The following is a 17,436-nucleotide window of genomic DNA, read 5'->3' on the forward strand; positions in this document are numbered from 1 at the left end:
GGGTGTCACTCGGGCACGTACGACCGCAGCGGAGCCACCCGCAACCCCGCCGCGTCCGCCGCGGCCAGCGCCCGCGCCAGGTCCGCCGACACCGTGTCGTTGAAGTGCAGCAGCACGATGTCCCCCGCCCGCAGCGAGGGCGTCGGCGGGGTCACCCCTGACCACGTCGTGAAGTCGTACGTCCATGTGACCAGCGCCTTCGCTCCGCACTCCCGGGCCACCCGCCGCGTCGTCGCGTCGTAGGCGCCGTACGGCGGCCGGGCCAGCCGTGGTTCGAGGCCGAACTGGGCGAGGGCCTGCTCGCGCGCCCCGCACAGTTCGGACTTCTGGCCCGCTTCCGGCAGCGTCGTCAGATCGGGGTGGTTCACCGTGTGGTTCTCGACGGCGGCCGGTCCGTGGTCGAGCAGCGTACGGAAGTACTCGGCGTCGTACGAGTACGCCCCCGGCAGCAGGAACAGGGACGCCGGGACCTGGCGGTCCAGGAGGAGTTGCCGCGCGGCCGGGTCGTGGTTCCAGCCGTCGTCGATGGTGAGGAAGACGACCGGGTCCGCCGTGTCGACGTGGGAGACGACGGGCACCGGCTCCGGCCAGGCGGCATCCGCCCGCGCGGGCCCGGCGAGGCATGCGAGCAGCAGCACGGGTGCGAGGACGGCGAGGGCGGCGCGGCGGGCGCGGCGACGGGCGATGCGGGGGCTCGGCATGACCGGCATCATTGGTCCAGACCAAATCCCCTGTCAAGAGGGCTAGTTGGCCCCATCGGCCCGCGCCGCGAGTGAGGCTCCCGATGCGCCCCCTCCGTGCTCCCCCTGCCCCTTCCGTGTGCCTCCGCGGAACCCGTGGGGACGGTGTGAACAGAGCGGCGTGCACCCCGCCTCGTCGCTACCATGTCCACCCTGGTCGCGCCTCGAACTCACCTTCAGGGGAAGGAGGTTGGTGAGGCGCCGAGTACGCCCACCGTCCCCGGGGAGCAGGACATGACGCAGGCTCACGTGCCGCAGCAGGCGCAGGCGGCGGGGCAGCCCGGCGGGCTCCCGCCGGTGCACCCCTCGCTCAGCGAGGCCACCCGCCTCATGGCCGCCGGCACCTACCTCGACGAGGAGTACCGCGACGCCGTCATCGACGAGCTGTACGTCCACGAGGAGCGCGTCACCGCCCCCTCCCTCGGCTTCGACGCCGCCCGCGTCCTCGCGCACGCACTGCGCGCCCGGAACCTGGAGATCGCCTGGGCGCTGGGCATCCTGGTGGTCTGGATACTCGGCGTGGTCGTCACCCGGACCGCCCTCCTCCTGGTCCTCGGCCCCTGCCTCCAGCTCGGCATCGCCCGCCTCATCCGCGGCACCGCGAGCCCCGCCCCCTGGTACCGCACCGTCCCCGCGTTCCTCCTGCGCTGGTGGGCCCGGGTGCTCCTGGCGCTGTTCGGCGGCGTGCTGGTCATCTCGCTGTTCGGCGGGTTCGACTCCGATGCGCACAACGGCGCGTACAGGTACGGGAGCAGCGGCAACGGCGGGTACGACGCTTTCGGCGACGGCTTCGAGGGCGCCAACTCCGTGCCCACCGCTGTCACCGGCCCCGCCCGGCTGCTCGGCGGCGGCACCTTCGACGCCGCGAGCCAGGGCTTCAGCCCGGGTCTCGCCTGGGGCGTCGCCGGCTGTTTCGCCGTGATCGCACTCTGCGTCGGCCTGCAGCGCCTCCAGTTCGCCCGGATCATGGCGGGCGAGCTGTCGTCCGAAGGCTTCCAGGACTTCGCCGCCGACCCCGCCCAGAACAACGACAACGGGCGGCTCAAGCGCCTTGCCGCGATGATCCGCGTCGAGCAGCACGCCCGCCTCGCGGTCTACCGCGCCGACGCCCCCTTCCGCGGCGCGGGCGACCCGTTCGACCCCTGGTCGGTCACCATCCAGCTGCGCCCCCGCACGTCGCTCGGCGACCGGAGCCCGGCCCGGGTGAGCAACGCCGAGATCCTGCGCATCGTCGAACCCCTCATCGCCCAGCTCCGCATCCCCGCGCCCACGGTGGCCGCCGAAGCCCTCGCCGTACGCGACCGGCTGCGCCAGCTCGAAGTCACCGAGTACGTCTTCCTGCCCGTCGACGGGCTCCCCTCGCGCGCCCACGCCCCGTACCGCGACGGCGACTTCGAGCAGCACCGCGCCGCCGCCCTGGAGGAGGGCGGCGAGGCGCGCAGGCACTTCCTGCGGATCCGGGTCGGCGGCTGGGAGGAACACCTCGTCACCACCGTTTTCGTACGCGTCCACACGCAGGGCGGCATGCTGGTCCTGGAGATCGCGCCGCACGTCCTGCCCCCGCTGCGCGAGGACTTCTTCCGCGCCGACCGCGCCGCCCACGACTTCAACTGCCGTGCCCCCCTGGGCAAGGCGGCCTGGGCCCTGATGCGCACCCCGGGCTCCGCGTTCCGCTCGCTGCTCGTGGTGGCCCGCGCGATCGGCTCCACCTGGCACCGCCTCACCGGTGGATACGGCCGGGCGCTGCCCGACGGCCCCGCCCGCTCGGTGCGCGAACTGGCCGCGGCGCCCGACACCTCCCTCTTCCAGACGATGGACTACCGGCGCTACGTGAAGTCCATCGAGGACAGGGTGACCAGTGGCGTGCGCAGCGCCCTGTACGAAGCCGGGTACGACACCGGGCAGTTCGAGCAGAAGATCGTCAATGTCGCACAGGGCGGCGTCATGATCGAGAACTCCCGGGGTGCGATCAGCGTCGGCGACCACAACACCGTCAGGAACGAGGGCTGAGATGACCACACCGGATGACGGCAATACGCAGCGGAACCAGCGATCCGTCCACATCAGCGGGGTGACCGGGTCCGTCTCGGTCGGCGACCACAACAAGGTGACCAGCGTCTACCGCGCGGCCGCGCCCGACGACGCCCACCTCCAACTCCTGGACGCCATCGTGGAGTTCAGGGCCGGACTCGCCCAGCTCGTACGCAACGACCAGACCCGCGCCCTGGACGCCGAACTCGCCGGGACCGAGGACGAGATCCGTGCCGAAGGGCAGGCGACCCCGGGCCGCCTCGCCCGCCTCGGCGAGCTGCTCACCGGCGCCACCGCCCTCACGGGCCTCCTCGCCTCGGGCGAGACGCTGGTCCAGCGGGTCCGCGACCTGATCGGGATGTGAGAGCCCTGGTGAGTGGCGGCAACGACGAGGTCCGCTGGAACGCGGCCACCCAGAAGTGGGAGACGGTTCGGGACGCCGCTTCCCCGGCGGCTCCACCGCCCCCACCGGTACCTCCGCCCACATCTCCGCCGGTCCCGCAGGTGCCGCCCCCGGCACCCGGCCCCCACGGTCCGTACGACAGCACGCACCCGGTCCCGCCCGCGCTCCCCGAGCCGGGCCCCCGTCGCCGCGTGCCCGTCGCCGTCGTCGTGGCGGCGATGGTCTTCGTCGTGGTGGCCGGCGCGGGCGGCGGCTGGCTCCTGGCCCGCGGCGGGACGCACCACCCGAACGCTGCGGCGAGCCCGCCCGCCTCCGGCGCGCCCTCCGGCACCCCGGACCGGACCGGCGACGACAAGAGCAGCCCCTCCGCCCCGGCATCCGCGGCGCCCGCCGCCACCGTGCCCGCAGGATTCCGGCTCACCCAGGATCCGAGGGGGTTCAGGCTCTACGTACCGCAGGGCTGGACCCGTGAGGACCAGGGGTCCAAGGGCGTGTTCTACAACTCGGCCGACCGCACCCGCCTCATCCAGGTGTACCTCGTCTCCGAGGCGGGCCTGAGCCCGTACGACGCCCTGAAGCAGACCTCGGGGGAGCTGGCGAAGAACCCCGGGTACCAGGAGATCGGCCTCGGCAACGACGCGACCGTGCCCGGGGTCGCCCCGCGGGCCGCACGGCTCGTCTACGCGTACGACAACCAGCAGCTCGGCCACCGGCGCCAGGTGGTGGACTACGCGTTCCTGACGCCCGGCGGCCAGCACTACGCAGTGCTCTCCGCGGCTCCCGCCGAGGCGTGGCCCGAGCAGGAGCAGACCCTGAAGACCGCGCTCAGCGTCTTCTGCTCCGGCTCCGACTGCCCATCCCCATGAGGACGCCGGCGGCTATCGCTCCGCCAGGACCGCGCGCAGCTGGTCGAGGCCCCAGTCCAGATCCTCCTTGCTGATGACCAGGGGCGGGGCGATCCGGATCGTCGAGCCGTGGGTGTCCTTGACCAGGACCCCGCGGTCCATCAGCTTCTCCGAGATCTCCCGGCCCGTCCCGTACGACGGATTGATGTCGACGCCCGCCCACAGCCCGCGCCCGCGGACCGCCTCGACCGCGCCCGCGCCGGTCAGCAGTCCGAGCTCGTGGTGCAGATGGTCGCCGAGCTCGGTGGCGCGCTGCTGGTACTCGCCGGTGCGCAGCATCGCGATGACCTCCAGGGCGACCGCGCAGGCCAGCGGGTTCCCGCCGAACGTCGAGCCGTGCTCGCCCGGCCGGAACACGCCCAGCACTTCCGACGACGCGGCGACCGCCGACACCGGGACCACACCGCCGCCCAGCGCCTTGCCCAGGATGTACACGTCCGGCACCACGCCCTCGTGCTCGCACGCGAACGTCTTCCCGGTGCGGCCGAACCCGGACTGGATCTCGTCCGCCATGAACAGCACGTTCCGCTCGCGGGTCAACTCCCTTACACCCGCCAGGTATCCGGCCGGCGGGACGAGCACGCCGGCCTCGCCCTGGATGGGCTCCAGGAGCACGGCCACGGTGTCGTCGGTGACCGCCGCCCGCATCGCGTCGAGATCGCCGTACGGGACGATCTCGAAGCCCGGCGTGTACGGGCCGTAGTCCGCGCGGGCCTCCGGGTCGGTGGAGAAGCTGACGATCGTGGTCGTACGGCCGTGGAAGTTGTCCCGGGCGACCACGATCTTCGCCTGCCCGTCCGGTACGCCCTTGATCTTGTAGCCCCACTTGCGGGCGGTCTTCACGGCGGTCTCCACCGCCTCCGCACCCGTGTTCATGGGCAGCACCATGTCCTTGCCGCACAACTCGGCCAGCTCCGTACAGAATTGGGCGAAGCGGTCGTGGTGGAACGCCCTCGACGTGAGCGTGACGCGGTCCAGCTGGGCCTTCGCCGCGTCGATGAGCCGGCGGTTGCCGTGGCCGAAGTTGAGCGCCGAGTAGCCGGCCAGCATGTCGAGATAGCGCCGCCCCTCGACGTCCGTCATCCAGGCGCCCTCGGCGGAGGCGACCACGACGGGCAGGGGATGGTAGTTGTGCGCACTGTGTGCCTCGGCGGAACGGATGGCGTCTTCGGTCACGGCGTGTGTCGACACGGGTTCTCCGATCGTCATGCGGCATGGGGCGTTGGTGGTGCCCTTTTCTATCGTCGCTCGGATGCCGGACGAAGAAACCTTGCCGTCGGAGGTGGCCGGTAGGGTGTTCGGTACGCACGGCGACTGGCGAGCGGGGAAGCGACCCCGGGGGAGCCGTGCGCGGCCTGCCGCACGAGGTGCCGCCCGCCTGGGCACCCCGGGAACCTGTCAACGGACCCGGAGGACGCCATGAGCCTTCCCCTTTCCCACCCCGCCCTGCTCGCCACCGACCCGGAGCTGGCCGCGCTCGTCGCCGCCGAGGAGCGGCTCCAGTCGGACACCCTGCGCCTGATCCCCAGCGAGAACTACGTCTCGACGGCCGTCCTGGAGGCCTCGGGGACGGTCCTGCAGAACAAGTACAGCGAGGGCTACGCGGGCCGTCGCTACTACGAGGGCCAGCAGAACATCGACAAGGTCGAGAGGCTGGCCGTCGACCGCGCCAAGGCCCTGTTCGGCGTCGAGCACGCCAACGTCCAGCCGTACTCGGGCTCGCCCGCCAACCTCGCCGTGTACCTCGCGTTCGCCGAGCCCGGCGACACCGTGATGGGCATGGCCCTGCCGATGGGCGGCCACCTCACGCACGGCTGGGGCGTCTCGGCGACCGGCAAGTGGTTCCGGGGCGTGCAGTACGGCGTGCGCGCCGACACCGGCCTGATCGACTTCGACGAGGTGCGCGACATCGCCCTCAAGGAGCGCCCGAAGCTGATCTTCTGCGGCGGTACGGCGCTGCCCCGCACCATCGACTTCGCCGCGTTCGCGGAGATCGCGCGGGAGGCGGGCGCGGTGCTCGTCGCGGACGTCGCGCACATCGCGGGCCTGATCGCGGGCGGCGCCCACCCGTCCCCGGCCCCGTACGCGGACGTCATCTCGACCACCACGCACAAGACCCTCCGGGGTCCGCGGGGCGCGATGCTGATGTCCCGGGAGTCGCACGCGAAGGCCATCGACAAGGCGGTCTTCCCCGGGCTCCAGGGCGGCCCGCACAACCAGACCACCGCGGCGATCGCGGTCGCGCTGCACGAGGCGGCGCAGCCCGCGTTCTGCGCGTACGCGCACCAGGTGGTGGCCAACGCGAAGGCGCTGGCCGAAGCTCTGCTGGCCCGGGGCTTCGACCTGGTGTCGGGCGGCACGGACAACCATCTGATCCTGATGGATCTGACGCCCAAGGACGTGCCGGGGAAGGTGGCGGCGAAGGCGCTCGACCGGGCGGGTCTGGTGGTCAACTACAACACGGTCCCGTACGACACCCGGAAGCCCTTCGACCCCTCCGGGATCCGCATCGGCACGCCGTCCCTGACGTCCCGGGGTCTGGACGTCTCGCACATGCCGCTGGTGGCGGAGTGGATCGACCGGGGGGTGACGGCGGGGCGGGCCGGCGACGAGGCGGCCCTGTCGACGATCCGGGCCGAGGTGGCCGACCTGATGGCCTCGTACCCGGCCCCGGGGCTCCCCCTGGATTGAGCCCCTCCCCGCCCCTTCCCCGGCCCCTCCGGGGTGGGTGGGCTGAACTGATTTCCTGGGGCTCCGCCCCAGACCCCGTATCGCGCCTGAAGGGCGCTCGCGTGTGAGGAGCGGGGTCGGGGTCGGGGCCCCCGCAGGGGTGGGGCACCTGTGGGGCCGGTCACAAGCGCGGGGTTTCCGCGTGGGCGCGCCCACCTGAGAGAATGCTGAGCATGGCCTCGACTAGTCCCCGCGTGCTCTCCGGAATCCAGCCCACCGCAGGCTCGTTCCACCTCGGCAACTACCTCGGCGCGGTCCGCCAGTGGGTGGCGCTGCAGGAGTCCCACGACGCGTTCTACATGGTCGTGGACCTCCACGCGATCACCGTCCCGCAGGACCCGGCCGAGCTGCGCGCCAACACCCGGCTCGCCGCGGCCCAGCTCCTTGCCGCCGGTCTCGACCCCGAGCGCTGCACGCTGTTCGTCCAGAGCCACGTCCCCGAGCACGCCCAGCTCGCCTGGATCATGAACTGCCTGGCCGGCTTCGGCGAGGCCAGCCGGATGACCCAGTTCAAGGACAAGTCGGCCAAGCAGGGCGCGGGCAACGCGACCGTCGGCCTCTTCACGTACCCGATCCTCCAGGTCGCCGACATCCTGCTCTACCAGGCCAACGAGGTCCCGGTCGGCGAGGACCAGCGCCAGCACATCGAGCTCACCCGCGACCTGGCCGACCGTTTCAACGGCCGGTTCGGCGAGACGTTCACCGTCCCGGCGCCGTACATCCTCAAGGAGACGGCCAAGATCTACGACCTTCAGGACCCGTCGATCAAGATGAGCAAGTCGGCGTCGACGCCGAAGGGCCTCATCAACCTCCTCGACGACCCGAAGACGACGGCCAAGAAGGTCAAGAGCGCGGTCACCGACACGGACACGGTGATCAAGTACGACACCGAGAACAAGCCCGGCGTCTCCAACCTGCTCACCATCTACTCCACCCTCACCGGCAAGACGATCGCCGACCTCGAGGCCGAGTACGAGGGCAAGATGTACGGGGCGCTCAAGACGGACCTCGCCGAGGTGATGGTGGAGTTCGTCACGCCGTTCCGCACGCGTACGCAGCAGTACCTGGACGACCCCGAGACGCTGGACTCGCTGCTCGCCAAGGGCGCCGAGAAGGCCCGCACGGTCGCCGCCGAGACGCTGGCGACGGCGTACGACAGGGTCGGCCTGCTGCCCGCCAAGCACTGAACCGGACGGCCCGGCCGGAGCCCTGCCGAAGGGCTCTGGTCAGCCGACGGCAATCCCGTCACACTCACACTGCACAGCACACAGCATCCGACCGACACCATGAGGAGAACGACGTGGGGACCGTAACGCTCGGCGTTTCGATCGCGGTCCCGGAGCCGTACGGCAGCCTGCTCCAGGAGCGGCGCGCGGGCTTCGGGGATCCCGCCGCGCACGGCATCCCCACGCACGTCACCCTGCTTCCGCCGCACGAGGTCGAGGCGGAGTGCCTGCCGGAGATCGAGGCGCACCTGGCCGCCGTCGCGGCGGCGGGCCGGGCGTTCGAGATGCGGCTCGAAGGCACCGGGACGTTCCGTCCCCTGTCCCCGGTCGTCTTCGTCAAGGTGGTGGAGGGTGCGGGCGACTGCGCCTGGCTCCAGCAGCGGGTACGGGACGAGGCGGGGCCGCTGGTGCGTGAGCTCCAGTTCCCGTACCACCCCCATGTGACGGTGGCGCACGGGATCTCCGAGGCGGCGATGGATCTGGCGTACGAGTCCCTGGCGGGGTTCTCGGCGTCCTGGACGTGCGAGGGGTTCGCCCTCTACGAGCAGGGCTCGGACGGGGTCTGGCGCAAGCTCCACGACTACCCCTTCGGGGTGGGCACGCTGACAGTCCCGGCCCAGGCCACGACCCTGGACCACCCCTCGCTGCGCTAGCCCGACAGGGGGCGCCGGAGCCCCGGGTCATACCGGGAGGCGGCGGAATACCTCGCGCGGCGCATGCCTCAGCGCCGACATCACCACCCGCAGAACCCCCGGCACCCACACCACCTCCGCCCGCCGCCGCAATCCCGCCTCGATCGCCAGGGCGACCGCCTCGGGGGTCGTGGCCAGGGGTGCCTCGGACAGCCCCGCCGTCATCTTCGTACGGACGAAGCCGGGGCGTACGACCATGACGTGCACCCCCGTGCCGTGCAGCGCGTCTCCCAGACCCTGGGCGAACGTGTCGAGCCCCGCCTTGCTCGACCCGTAGATGAAGTTGCTGCGGCGGGCGCGTTCGCCGGCCACCGAGGACAGCACGACCAGCGAGCCGTGGCCCTGCGTCTGGAGGGCCTTCGCGCAGATCAGGCCCGCCGAGACCGCGCCGGTGTAGTTGGTCTGGGCGACCCGTACCGCGGCGAGCGGCTCGCCCTCGTCGCGGGACTGGTCGCCGAGTACCCCGAACGCGAGCAGCACCATGTCGATGTCGCCCTCGGCGAACACCTTGCCGAGGGCGGCCTCGTGCGCGTCGGAGTCGAGCGCGTCGAAGGCGAGGGTGTGGACGTCCGGGCCCAGCTTCCGCAGTTCGGCCGCCGCCGCTTCCAGGGCGGGGGAGGGCCGGCCCGCGAGCCAGACCGTACGGGTGCGGCGGGCCACCAGGCGCCGGGCGGTGGCAAGCCCGATCTCGGACGTACCGCCGAGCACGAGCAGGGACTGCGGGGTACCGAATGCGTCCTTCATCAGGGCTCCGTAGGTTGTTGGGCGGCCTGGCAGGGCCGGATGTGGCTGAGGGGGCCGAGCGGGCCGAGGGGTGCGTAAAGGCTCACAGGCCCAGCCTTCGGCCCATGTCCGAGCGGAAGACTCCCTCCGGGTCCAACTCCCGCCGCAGGGAACGGAATTGGGGCAGCTTCGGGTACATCCGCTCCACCGCCTCCGGCCGCATCCGCGCGTCCTTCGCGAGGTAGACCCGGCCGCCCGCGCCCGCCACCGCCTCGTCCAGTTCGTCGAGGAGGGCGCCGAGGCCCGGCAGGTTCGCGGGGATGTCGAGGGCCAGGGTCCAGCCGGGGAGGGGGAAGGAGAGCCAGCCGGGGTCGGCCTCGCCGAAGCGTTTGAGGACGGCGAGGAAGGAGGGGCAGCCGTGCCGCGAGATGCGGCGCACGATGGCACGCAGGGTCTCCTCGTGTCCGTACCCGACGACGAACTGGTACTGCACGAAGCCGCCCCGTCCGTACACGCGGTTCCAGTGCGGCACCCCGTCCAGCGGGTGGAAGAACGTCGAGATGCGCTGGAGTTCGCCCGTGCGGTGCCTGGGTGCCCTGCGGTACCAGAGTTCGTTGAACGCCGAGACGGAGGCGCGGCCGAGCAGCCCCTCCGGCAGGAAGGCGGGGGCGGGCGGAAGCCGGCGCGGCCGGAAGGCGAGCGGGGTGCGGCGGGCGCGGGGCGGCAGCATGTCGAGCGGCGCGTGCTCACCGCGGGTCAGCACCGCCCGCCCGGTCCTGGCGCCCCGCGCGAGGAGGTCGATCCACGCCACCGAGTACCGGTAGCGATGGTCCCCCGACTCCAGGCGGGTCATCAAGTCATCCAGATCGACGGCCCGTTCGGTGTCCACGGCCATCAACGAGGTGCGTACGGGCAGGAGTTGGACCGTCGCGCGCAGGATCACGCCCGTCAGGCCCATCCCGCCGGCCGTCGCGTCGAACAGCTCGCTGCCCGGCGTGACGGTCCGTACCGTGCCGTCCGCGGTGAGCAGTTCCAGCTCGCGCACATGGCGGGCGAACGAGCCCGAGACGTGGTGGTTCTTGCCGTGGATGTCGGCGCCGATCGCCCCGCCGACCGTCACGTACCGCGTGCCCGGTGTCACCGGCACGAACCAGCCGAGCGGCAGCAGCACCTCCATCAGGCGGTGCAGGCTCACCCCCGCGTCGCAGACGACGATGCCCGCCTCGGCGTCGACCTGGCGGATGCGGTCGAGGCCGGTCATGTCGAGGACCGCGCCGCCGGCGTTCTGCGCGGCGTCCCCGTACGCCCGGCCGAGCCCGCGGGCGATCGTGCCGCGCGCCCCGCATGCCCGGACGGCGGCGGCAGCCTCCTCGTAGCTCCGCGGGCGAAGCAGCCGCGCCGTGGTGGGGGCGGTGCGGCCCCAGCCGCTCACGGACGTCGGCGGGCCGGGGGGCGCGGGCACGGTGTCGGGTGACGTGTCGGCAGACATGAATGCGACGGTATCGCCTATGTCATCCCTTTTGTCAGAACCTCCTCCGCTGCTGTGCGGCCTTCCTTGCGTCTATGTTGCCGATAAACCGCTAACCGAAATGGGTGATTATCTGAGTGTCAGACTCATTCGTCCAAGAATCGCCTCCCCTCTCGCAGGAGAGTCGCCCGTGGCCTACGGCCAGTTGGCGGGCCGACGTCACGGAAGAGGGGTGGCAGATGCAGAAGTCGTCGTGCACCGACGCCGACCAGCGGCTCCTGGCCGCACTGCGCGACTGCGGCACGGATCCGCGGGTGGCCGCCGCCGCCCGGGCGCTGTCCCGGGCCGGTGAACACGCCGCGCTGTGGCTCGCGGCCGGGCTCGCCGCGGCCGCCGCCGACCGGGACCGGCGCGGCGCCTGGCTGCGCGGCACCGCCCTGGTCGCTGCCGCCCATCTGGCCAGCATGGGCGTGAAGCGCGTCGTCCGCAGGCCCCGCCCGCAACTCCCGGCGGCCGAGCCCCTGGTGCGTACCGCCGGGCGGCACTCCTTCCCCAGCTCGCACGCCAGCTCCGCGGCCGCGGCCGCCGTCGCGTACGGGGGCCTGCGGCCCGCCGGGGCGCGCATCGTGGCACCGCTGGCCGCCGCGATGTGCGTGTCCCGCATGGTCGCCGGGGTGCACTACCCGAGCGACATCGCGGCGGGCGCCCTGCTCGGCGGTGTCACCGCGCGGGCCGGCGCGGCCTGGATGCGCCAACCACTCGAAAGGGGGCGCCGATGACCGAGCCCGGCACGGCACTCCTCGACGGGGCGGGGCCGGTCTCGGCCGCCCGGCGCCTGCTCGCGCTGCCCGGCGGTCTGGTGCGTACCGCGCGACCCCGCCAGTGGGTCAAGAACCTGCTCGTGGTGGCCGCGCCCGCCGCCGCCGGACGGCTGACCAGTGCGCACGTCATCGCGCAACTCTCCATGGTCTTCGTCCTGTTCACGGCCGCCGCATCCGCCGTCTACCTCATCAACGACGCCCGCGACGCCGAGGCCGACCGCGCCCACCCCGACAAGTGCCACCGCCCGGTCGCCGCCGGCCGGGTGCCCGTCGGGGTCGCCTACGCGGCCGGCGGGGTCCTCGCCGTGCTCGCCCCGCTGGCCGCCGCGCTGACCTGCAACACGATGACGGCCACGCTGCTCACCGGGTACGTCGTCATGCAACTCGCGTACTGCGTCAAGCTGAAGCACGTCCTGGTCGTCGACCTCGTGGTCGTCACCACCGGGTTCCTGATGCGGGCGATGACCGGCGGGGTCGCGCTCGGCATCCCGCTGTCCCGCTGGTTCCTGATCACCGCCGGGTTCGGCGCGCTGTTCATGGTCTCCGCCAAGCGGTACTCCGAGGCCCTCCAGATGGAGGGGCGCGGGGCCGCCACCCGCTCGCTCCTGAACGCGTACACCACCGGCTATCTGCGCTTCGTGTGGCAGCTCGCCGCCGGTGTCGCCGTCCTCGCCTACTGCATGTGGGCGCTGGAGAGCGGCGGCGTGTCCAACGGATCGCTGCTGCCCTGGCGGCAGTTGTCGATGGTCCCCTTCATCGGGGCGATCCTGCGCTACGCCGTCTTCGCCGACCGGGGGAGCGCGGGGGCGCCCGAGGACGTCGTCCTGCGCGACCGCGCGCTCGCGGTCATCGGCCTGGCCTGGATCACGATGTACGCTCTCGCGGTGGCCGATCTGTGAGCGTCGCCCGGTCCGAGGTGATCGGCTTCGCGCTGGCCGGGATCTGCGCGTACGCGGCCGACCTCGGCCTGTTCGTGTGGCTGCGCTCCGGGCTCGGCTGGGACCCGATCGCCGCCAAGTCCCTTTCCTTCGTGGCCGGTTGCACGGTCGCCTACCTCGGCAACGCGTTCGGCACCTACCGCGGGCGCCGGGTCGGCTGGCGCGAGTACGCCGTGTTCTTCGCGGTGAACATCGCGGGCGCCCTCGTGCAACTGCTCTGCATCGCCGTCTCGCACTACGGCCTCGGCTTCACCTCGCCCCGCGCCGACACCCTTTCGGGTGCGGTTTTCGGCATGGCCCTAGCCACCTGCCTGCGGTTCTGGGGTACAAGGACCCTCGTTTTCCGTACCGGAGAGGGTAGTCGTACGTCATGGACTGGCTGAAGAAACTCCCCGTCGTCGGGCCCTGGATCGCCCGGCTCACGCGGACGCACGCCTGGCGTTCGTACGAGCGGCTCGACCGGGTCCACTGGTCCAGGCTCGCCGCCGCCATCACCTTCATCAGCTTCCTCGCGGTCTTCCCGCTGCTGACCGTCGGCGCCGCCGTCGCGGCCGCGCTGCTGTCCACCGCGCAGGTGCACAAGCTCCAGAACACCATCGCCGAACAGGTCCCCGGAATCTCCGACCAGCTCGACCTCCAGGGGCTCATCGACAACGCGGGCACGGTCGGCGGCGTCGCGGGCGCCCTGCTGCTCCTCACCGGCATCGGCTGGATCTCGCAGATGCGCGGCTGCCTGCGCGCGGTGTGGGAGACGGAGGAAGCCGACGAGGGCGAGAACCCCATTCTGCGCAAGCTCAAGGACGGCGGCATCCTGCTCGGCCTCGGCGGCGCGGGCCTCGCCTCCTGGGCCGCGTCCTCCATCGGCTCCACCGCGATCGGCTGGACCGCCGACCGGCTCGGCATCGACCAGAGCGCCGCGGGCGGGGTGCTGCTGCGCATCGCGGCGATCGTCGTCGCCGTCCTCGCCGACTTCCTGCTCCTGCTGTACGTCCTGACACTGCTGCCCGGGGTGAACCCGCCGCGCCGCCGCCTGATGGTGGCCGCCCTGCTCGGCGCGGTCGGCTTCGAGCTCCTGAAGATGCTGCTCGGCGGCTATATGAAGGGCGTCGCCGCCAAGAGCATGTACGGGGCCTTCGGGGTGCCCATCGCGCTGCTGCTCTGGATCAACTTCACGGCGAAGCTGCTCCTGTTCTGTGCGGCATGGACGGCCACCCCGGCCGAGGAGGACGACCCGGAGGTCACCGCTTCCGAATCGGCCAGCGCCGGTTGAGCAGGAAGATCGCGCCCGCGACCAGGACCAGCGCACCGCCCGCGACGCCGAGCGCGATGCCGATCCCGCCGCTCTCGCCCTTGGCGGGGGCGGCCTGCCCGGTCCGGTTCTTCGCGCTGCCCTGGGCGTTGCCCGAGCCGGTCCCGGTGCCGGCCGTCGCCGACTTCGGCGGGACCAGCTCGCCGACCGGGGTGACCTTCCCGTTCGCCGCGAACCCCCAGTCGAGCAGCCGGGCCGCCTCCTTGTAGACGGCCTGGCCCTCCCCCGAGGCGGGGTTCATGACGGTGACGAGCAGCACCTTGCCGTTGCGCTCCGCGACCCCGGTGAAGGTCGAGCCCGCGTTGGTGGTGTTGCCGTTCTTGACGCCCGCGATGCCCTTGTACGGGGCGAGCCCGAGGTCGCCGGTGAGCAGCCGGTTGGTGTTCTGGATCTCCAGTGTCTCGCGCTTGTTGTCCTTGCCCTCGGCGCCGGGGAACTTCGCGGTCGCCGTCGAGCAGTACTCGCGGAAGTCCTTGTTCTGCAGCCCCGAGCGGGCGAACAGCGTCAGGTCGTACGCGCTGGAGACCTGGCCCGGCATGTCGTAGCCGTCCGGCGAGACGACCCGGGTGTCCAGCGCCTGGAGCTCGTCGGCCTGGGCCTGCATGTCCTGGACGGTCTTGGGCACGCCGCCGTTCATCGAGGCGAGCACGTGCACGGCGTCGTTGCCCGAGCGCAGGAAGACCCCGAGCCACAGGTCGTGCACCGAGTACGACAGGTTCGGCTTCACCCCGACCAGGCTGCTGCCCGGACCCATCCCGGCGAGGTCGGCCGGGGTGACCGTGTGCTGCTGGTCGCGGGGGAACTTGGGCAGCACGGTGTCCGCGAACAGCATCTTCAGGGTGGAGGCGGGCGGCAGCCGCCAGTGCGCGTTGTGCGAGGCGAGCACCTGGCCGCTCTCGGCGTCCGCGACGATCCAGGAGCGTCCGGTCACGTCCTTGGGCAGCACCGGCGCGCCCGGACCGAGCCGCACCTGGGTGCCGGGCTGCCCCAGCTGGTCGCCGCCGACCTTCGACATGTCCGCGGGCGGCGGGTCGTTGGGGGGTTTGCCCGGGGTGCCGGGCGTGGCGGACGGGGACGGTTTGTCGTCCCGGGGCAGCGCGGCGGCGGGGCCCGCCGCGAGGGCGGGCAGCACGGCGGCCGAGGCCACGGCGACGGACAGCGCGAGCGAGGCGGGCCGCCCGGACACGCGAAGACGCGATCCGAGAGGGCTTGACGCGCTCTTCCCGGGCCCGCTCTTCTCGTACGCGGTGTTCTCGGACGCGGGCCTCGGGGACGCGGTCCTCTGGGAAACGTTCACGGCAGACACGTTCGAGAACGTACAGGCTGCGGCCAGCGATCCGATCATCGTATGGATGACCCGCCGGGAGCTCCCACCCGGCCGGAGGTGCCCGGCGGCCGACGCCGATACTGGACGCATGAAACTCAGCCGCCCTCTCTCCTGGTTCCTGCTCGCCTTCGGTGCGTGGAGCTGGGTCATCTGGACCACTTTCGTGAAGAACTTGTGGAAGGACGGCAGCGGGCTCGCCTTCGACGCCGCCGGGGACCCGACCGCCTACTTCTGGGTCCACCTGACGCTCGCCGTCACCTCGTTTCTCCTGGGGACGGGCGTGGGAGCCATCGGGTTCCGTTCGCTGCGCCACCTGAGGAGTGAACGGACGGCCGCCGCCGAGAGCTCCGTCACGCCCGGCCGATAAGTAGCTGTGAGTGGAAGGTTGACCCTTCCACAATGTGAAGGTCGTGTGATTGGGTGAGCGTCATCACAGGCGCAGCGTGCTGACTCCGTGCGCCGACCAGGGGTGGGGCGTTCCGAGGAGAGCACGGCGATGCGGTCGATCCGTATGCGGATTGTGGTGACATGTGCGGCTGTGGTGGTCGCCGGAGTGGGCGGATGGCAGCTGCTGCCGTCCGACACGGCGAAGAAGGACCCCATCGTCGTCGGCACCACCGACGTGATCACCTCGCTCGACCCGGCGGGCGCCTACGACGCCGGCTCCTGGGCGATCTACAACAACGTCTACCAGTCGCTGCTCACCTTCAGGCAGGGCAGCACGACCCCGGTCCCGGACGCCGCGAAGAGCTGCACCTTCGTCGGGCAGAAGCTCCAGACGTACCGCTGTGTGATGCGCGACGACATCAGCTTCTCCAGCGGGCGCAGGATGACGGCCGAGGACGTGAAGTTCTCCTTCGACCGGATGCTGAAGATCGCCGACAAGCTGGGCCCCGCCCCGCTGTTCTCGATGCTCGGCTCGGTGCAGGCCGAGGGGGACACGGTCACCTTCAACCTGAAGAGCAAGGACGCCACCTTCCCGTCCAAGCTCGCCACCGGCGCGGGCTCGATCGTGGACAGCAGCCAGTACCCGGCGAACGGGCTGCGCAAGGAGAACTCGGTGATCGGCTCCGGGCCGTACCTGCTCAAGGAGTACAAGAAGGACTCCGACGGGAAGCCGGTCAGCGCGCGCCTGGAACCCAACCCCGGATACAAGGGCGCGGTCACCAAGCACGGGCTGCCCGTCACGGTCCGCTACTTCGCCGAGGCCGACCAGCTGAACGCCGCCTGGCAGGCCAAGCAGGTCGACGTCACCCACCGCGAGATGCCGCCCGAGGTGCTCGCCAAGCTCTCGCCCGGATCCGGCCTGCGCATCACGACCTCGCCGGGCTACGACATCCGCGAGCTCAACTTCAACCTGAAGTCGCCGAGCCCGGTCTCCAGGACCAGGGTCCGCGAGGCCGCCGCCGCCCTCGTCGACCGCGAGGCGCTCGCCAACGCCGTCTACAGCGGCACCGTCGACCCGCTCTTCTCGCTGATCCCGCAGGGCTTCACCGGGCACAGCACCGCGTTCTTCGACGCCTACCCGAAGCCGGACCCGGCCAGGGCGAAGGCGCTCCTGCAGGGCGAGCAGCTCCCGGTCCGCTTCACCATGGCGTACCGCAAGCTCGGCGCGAACGGCGCGGAGGCCGAGCAGCTCAAGAAGCAGCTGGAGCGGGACGGCCTGTTCAAGGTCGACCTGATCGCCGAGCCGGACTGGACGAAGATGCAGCAGAACTACGCCGAGGGCAAGTACGACTCGTACACGGCCGGCTGGCTCGCCGACTTCCCCGACCCGGACAACTTCGGCCAGCCGCTCGTCGGTACCGGCAACAGCCTCCACAACGGCTACTCCGACAAGGAGACCGACAAGATCATTCAGCGCACCCAGGAGTTCACCGACCGCGGCCGGGCCGCCGACGACTTCAAGGCGCTCCAGGAGAAGGTCGCCGAAGACGTCCCGCTGATCCCGCTGTGGCAGGGCAAGAACTACGTCCTGGGCAGCAAGGACGTCAGCGGCTCGCAGTACCTGTCGGACGGCACGGGCGTGTGGCGGCTGTGGGAACTGGGCTGGATCTGAGGCCGCTCGGGACGGTCGGGAACCGGCGCGCCGGCAGTGGCGGGTTCGAACCGGGGAAAGAGAA

At 71.6% G+C, this 17,436-nt stretch carries 17 protein-coding genes and 1 riboswitch; of the genes, 12 read left to right on the forward strand and 5 right to left on the reverse strand.

Annotated elements, in window-relative coordinates:
- Positions 1-5: 5 nt before the first annotated feature.
- Positions 6-701, reverse strand: a complete 696-nt coding sequence (locus tag ABD346_RS15985; RefSeq protein WP_344375390.1) for a polysaccharide deacetylase family protein — start codon at positions 699-701, stop codon at positions 6-8.
- Between the two features lie 273 nt (positions 702-974).
- Here ABD346_RS15985 and ABD346_RS15990 point away from each other — a divergent pair, with 273 nt between their 5' ends.
- From ABD346_RS15990 to ABD346_RS16000, 3 genes are all read left to right on the forward strand, one after another.
- Positions 975-2,750 carry a hypothetical protein gene (locus ABD346_RS15990; RefSeq protein ID WP_344375391.1) on the forward strand — a complete coding sequence of 592 codons (1,776 nt, stop codon included), beginning with the start codon at positions 975-977 and terminating at the stop codon, positions 2,748-2,750.
- 1 nt (position 2,751) lies between these two features.
- Entirely contained in the window at positions 2,752-3,135 is a 384-nt protein-coding gene (locus ABD346_RS15995; protein ID WP_344375392.1) for a hypothetical protein, read from the forward strand.
- A 230-nt stretch (positions 3,136-3,365) separates the two neighbouring features.
- Positions 3,366-4,040, forward strand: coding sequence for a hypothetical protein (locus ABD346_RS16000; protein ID WP_344375393.1), 675 nt, complete (start codon positions 3,366-3,368; stop codon positions 4,038-4,040).
- Between the two features lie 12 nt (positions 4,041-4,052).
- On the opposite strand, the gene rocD is transcribed toward ABD346_RS16000, so the two are convergent.
- A complete protein-coding gene (gene rocD / locus ABD346_RS16005; protein WP_344375394.1) occupies positions 4,053-5,288 on the reverse strand; it encodes an ornithine--oxo-acid transaminase in 1,236 nt (411 codons plus the stop codon).
- A gap of 91 nt (positions 5,289-5,379) precedes the next feature.
- Positions 5,380-5,470: riboswitch (ZMP/ZTP riboswitch) on the forward strand.
- Positions 5,471-5,498: 28 nt separating this feature from the next.
- Between rocD and ABD346_RS16010 the strand changes: the two genes are divergently transcribed.
- The 3 genes from ABD346_RS16010 to ABD346_RS16020 all read left to right on the forward strand — a co-directional run bounded on the left by ABD346_RS16010 (position 5,499) and on the right by ABD346_RS16020 (position 8,688).
- Complete coding sequence (locus tag ABD346_RS16010) at positions 5,499-6,770, forward strand: serine hydroxymethyltransferase (protein ID WP_344375395.1); 1,272 nt, start codon at positions 5,499-5,501, stop codon at positions 6,768-6,770.
- Between the two features lie 212 nt (positions 6,771-6,982).
- Positions 6,983-7,996: a tryptophan--tRNA ligase gene (gene trpS, locus ABD346_RS16015; RefSeq protein WP_344375396.1), complete on the forward strand. Its 1,014-nt coding sequence runs from the start codon at positions 6,983-6,985 to the stop codon at positions 7,994-7,996.
- A 113-nt stretch (positions 7,997-8,109) separates the two neighbouring features.
- Positions 8,110-8,688: a 2'-5' RNA ligase family protein gene (locus tag ABD346_RS16020; protein ID WP_344375397.1), complete on the forward strand. Its 579-nt coding sequence runs from the start codon at positions 8,110-8,112 to the stop codon at positions 8,686-8,688.
- Positions 8,689-8,715: 27 nt separating this feature from the next.
- On the opposite strand, the gene dprE2 is transcribed toward ABD346_RS16020, so the two are convergent.
- Positions 8,716-9,471: a decaprenylphospho-beta-D-erythro-pentofuranosid-2-ulose 2-reductase gene (gene dprE2, locus ABD346_RS16025; protein WP_344375398.1), complete on the reverse strand. Its 756-nt coding sequence runs from the start codon at positions 9,469-9,471 to the stop codon at positions 8,716-8,718.
- A gap of 82 nt (positions 9,472-9,553) precedes the next feature.
- On the reverse strand, positions 9,554-10,939 hold the full coding sequence (dprE1, locus tag ABD346_RS16030) for a decaprenylphosphoryl-beta-D-ribose oxidase (protein WP_344375400.1): 1,386 nt from the start codon (positions 10,937-10,939) through the stop codon (positions 9,554-9,556).
- Positions 10,940-11,157: 218 nt separating this feature from the next.
- On the opposite strand from dprE1, the gene ABD346_RS16035 reads away from it, so the two are divergent.
- From ABD346_RS16035 to ABD346_RS16050, 4 genes are read left to right on the forward strand one after another with little or no spacing between them, the layout of a single operon-like run.
- Positions 11,158-11,697: a phosphatase PAP2 family protein gene (locus ABD346_RS16035; RefSeq protein ID WP_344375401.1), complete on the forward strand. Its 540-nt coding sequence runs from the start codon at positions 11,158-11,160 to the stop codon at positions 11,695-11,697.
- Entirely contained in the window at positions 11,694-12,638 is a 945-nt protein-coding gene (locus ABD346_RS16040; protein WP_344375402.1) for a decaprenyl-phosphate phosphoribosyltransferase, read from the forward strand. The genes ABD346_RS16035 and ABD346_RS16040 overlap by 4 nt, the downstream gene beginning before the upstream one ends.
- On the forward strand, positions 12,635-13,060 hold the full coding sequence (locus ABD346_RS16045; RefSeq protein ID WP_344375403.1) for a GtrA family protein: 426 nt from the start codon (positions 12,635-12,637) through the stop codon (positions 13,058-13,060). Before ABD346_RS16040 ends, ABD346_RS16045 begins: the two co-directional genes overlap by 4 nt.
- Positions 13,048-13,947 carry a YihY/virulence factor BrkB family protein gene (locus ABD346_RS16050; protein ID WP_344375404.1) on the forward strand — a complete coding sequence of 300 codons (900 nt, stop codon included), beginning with the start codon at positions 13,048-13,050 and terminating at the stop codon, positions 13,945-13,947. The genes ABD346_RS16045 and ABD346_RS16050 overlap by 13 nt, the downstream gene beginning before the upstream one ends.
- On the opposite strand, the gene ABD346_RS16055 is transcribed toward ABD346_RS16050, so the two are convergent.
- Positions 13,916-15,172 (reverse strand): D-alanyl-D-alanine carboxypeptidase family protein, encoded by a 1,257-nt coding sequence (locus ABD346_RS16055; protein ID WP_465270251.1) that lies wholly within the window; start codon positions 15,170-15,172, stop codon positions 13,916-13,918. The genes ABD346_RS16050 and ABD346_RS16055 overlap by 32 nt on opposite strands.
- 229 nt (positions 15,173-15,401) lie before the next feature.
- Here ABD346_RS16055 and ABD346_RS16060 point away from each other — a divergent pair, with 229 nt between their 5' ends.
- Positions 15,402-15,680 carry an SCO4848 family membrane protein gene (locus ABD346_RS16060; protein WP_344375406.1) on the forward strand — a complete coding sequence of 93 codons (279 nt, stop codon included), beginning with the start codon at positions 15,402-15,404 and terminating at the stop codon, positions 15,678-15,680.
- 129 nt (positions 15,681-15,809) lie between these two features.
- Positions 15,810-17,372 carry an ABC transporter substrate-binding protein gene (locus ABD346_RS16065; protein ID WP_344375407.1) on the forward strand — a complete coding sequence of 521 codons (1,563 nt, stop codon included), beginning with the start codon at positions 15,810-15,812 and terminating at the stop codon, positions 17,370-17,372.
- The last annotated feature ends 64 nt before the right edge of the window (positions 17,373-17,436 follow it).

Source organism: Streptomyces mauvecolor (assembly GCF_039532965.1).
Lineage (GTDB): Bacteria > Actinomycetota > Actinomycetes > Streptomycetales > Streptomycetaceae > Streptomyces > Streptomyces violascens.

What these genes read in the sequence shown, in the direction of transcription:
- ABD346_RS16060 (WP_344375406.1), top strand. Translation starts at nt 15,402, where the DNA reads ATGAAACTCAGCCGCCCTCTCTCCTGGTTCCTGCTCGCCTTCGGTGCG.
- ABD346_RS16010 (WP_344375395.1), top strand. Translation starts at nt 5,499, where the DNA reads ATGAGCCTTCCCCTTTCCCACCCCGCCCTGCTCGCCACCGACCCGGAG.
- dprE1 (WP_344375400.1), bottom strand. Translation starts at nt 10,939, where the DNA reads ATGTCTGCCGACACGTCACCCGACACCGTGCCCGCGCCCCCCGGCCCG.
- ABD346_RS16065 (WP_344375407.1), top strand. Translation starts at nt 15,810, where the DNA reads ATGCGGTCGATCCGTATGCGGATTGTGGTGACATGTGCGGCTGTGGTG.
- ABD346_RS16035 (WP_344375401.1), top strand. Translation starts at nt 11,158, where the DNA reads ATGCAGAAGTCGTCGTGCACCGACGCCGACCAGCGGCTCCTGGCCGCA.
- trpS (WP_344375396.1), top strand. Translation starts at nt 6,983, where the DNA reads ATGGCCTCGACTAGTCCCCGCGTGCTCTCCGGAATCCAGCCCACCGCA.
- ABD346_RS16040 (WP_344375402.1), top strand. Translation starts at nt 11,694, where the DNA reads ATGACCGAGCCCGGCACGGCACTCCTCGACGGGGCGGGGCCGGTCTCG.
- rocD (WP_344375394.1), bottom strand. Translation starts at nt 5,288, where the DNA reads ATGACGATCGGAGAACCCGTGTCGACACACGCCGTGACCGAAGACGCC.
- dprE2 (WP_344375398.1), bottom strand. Translation starts at nt 9,471, where the DNA reads ATGAAGGACGCATTCGGTACCCCGCAGTCCCTGCTCGTGCTCGGCGGT.
- ABD346_RS15985 (WP_344375390.1), bottom strand. Translation starts at nt 701, where the DNA reads ATGCCGAGCCCCCGCATCGCCCGTCGCCGCGCCCGCCGCGCCGCCCTC.
- ABD346_RS16050 (WP_344375404.1), top strand. Translation starts at nt 13,048, where the DNA reads ATGGACTGGCTGAAGAAACTCCCCGTCGTCGGGCCCTGGATCGCCCGG.
- ABD346_RS15990 (WP_344375391.1), top strand. Translation starts at nt 975, where the DNA reads ATGACGCAGGCTCACGTGCCGCAGCAGGCGCAGGCGGCGGGGCAGCCC.
- ABD346_RS15995 (WP_344375392.1), top strand. Translation starts at nt 2,752, where the DNA reads ATGACCACACCGGATGACGGCAATACGCAGCGGAACCAGCGATCCGTC.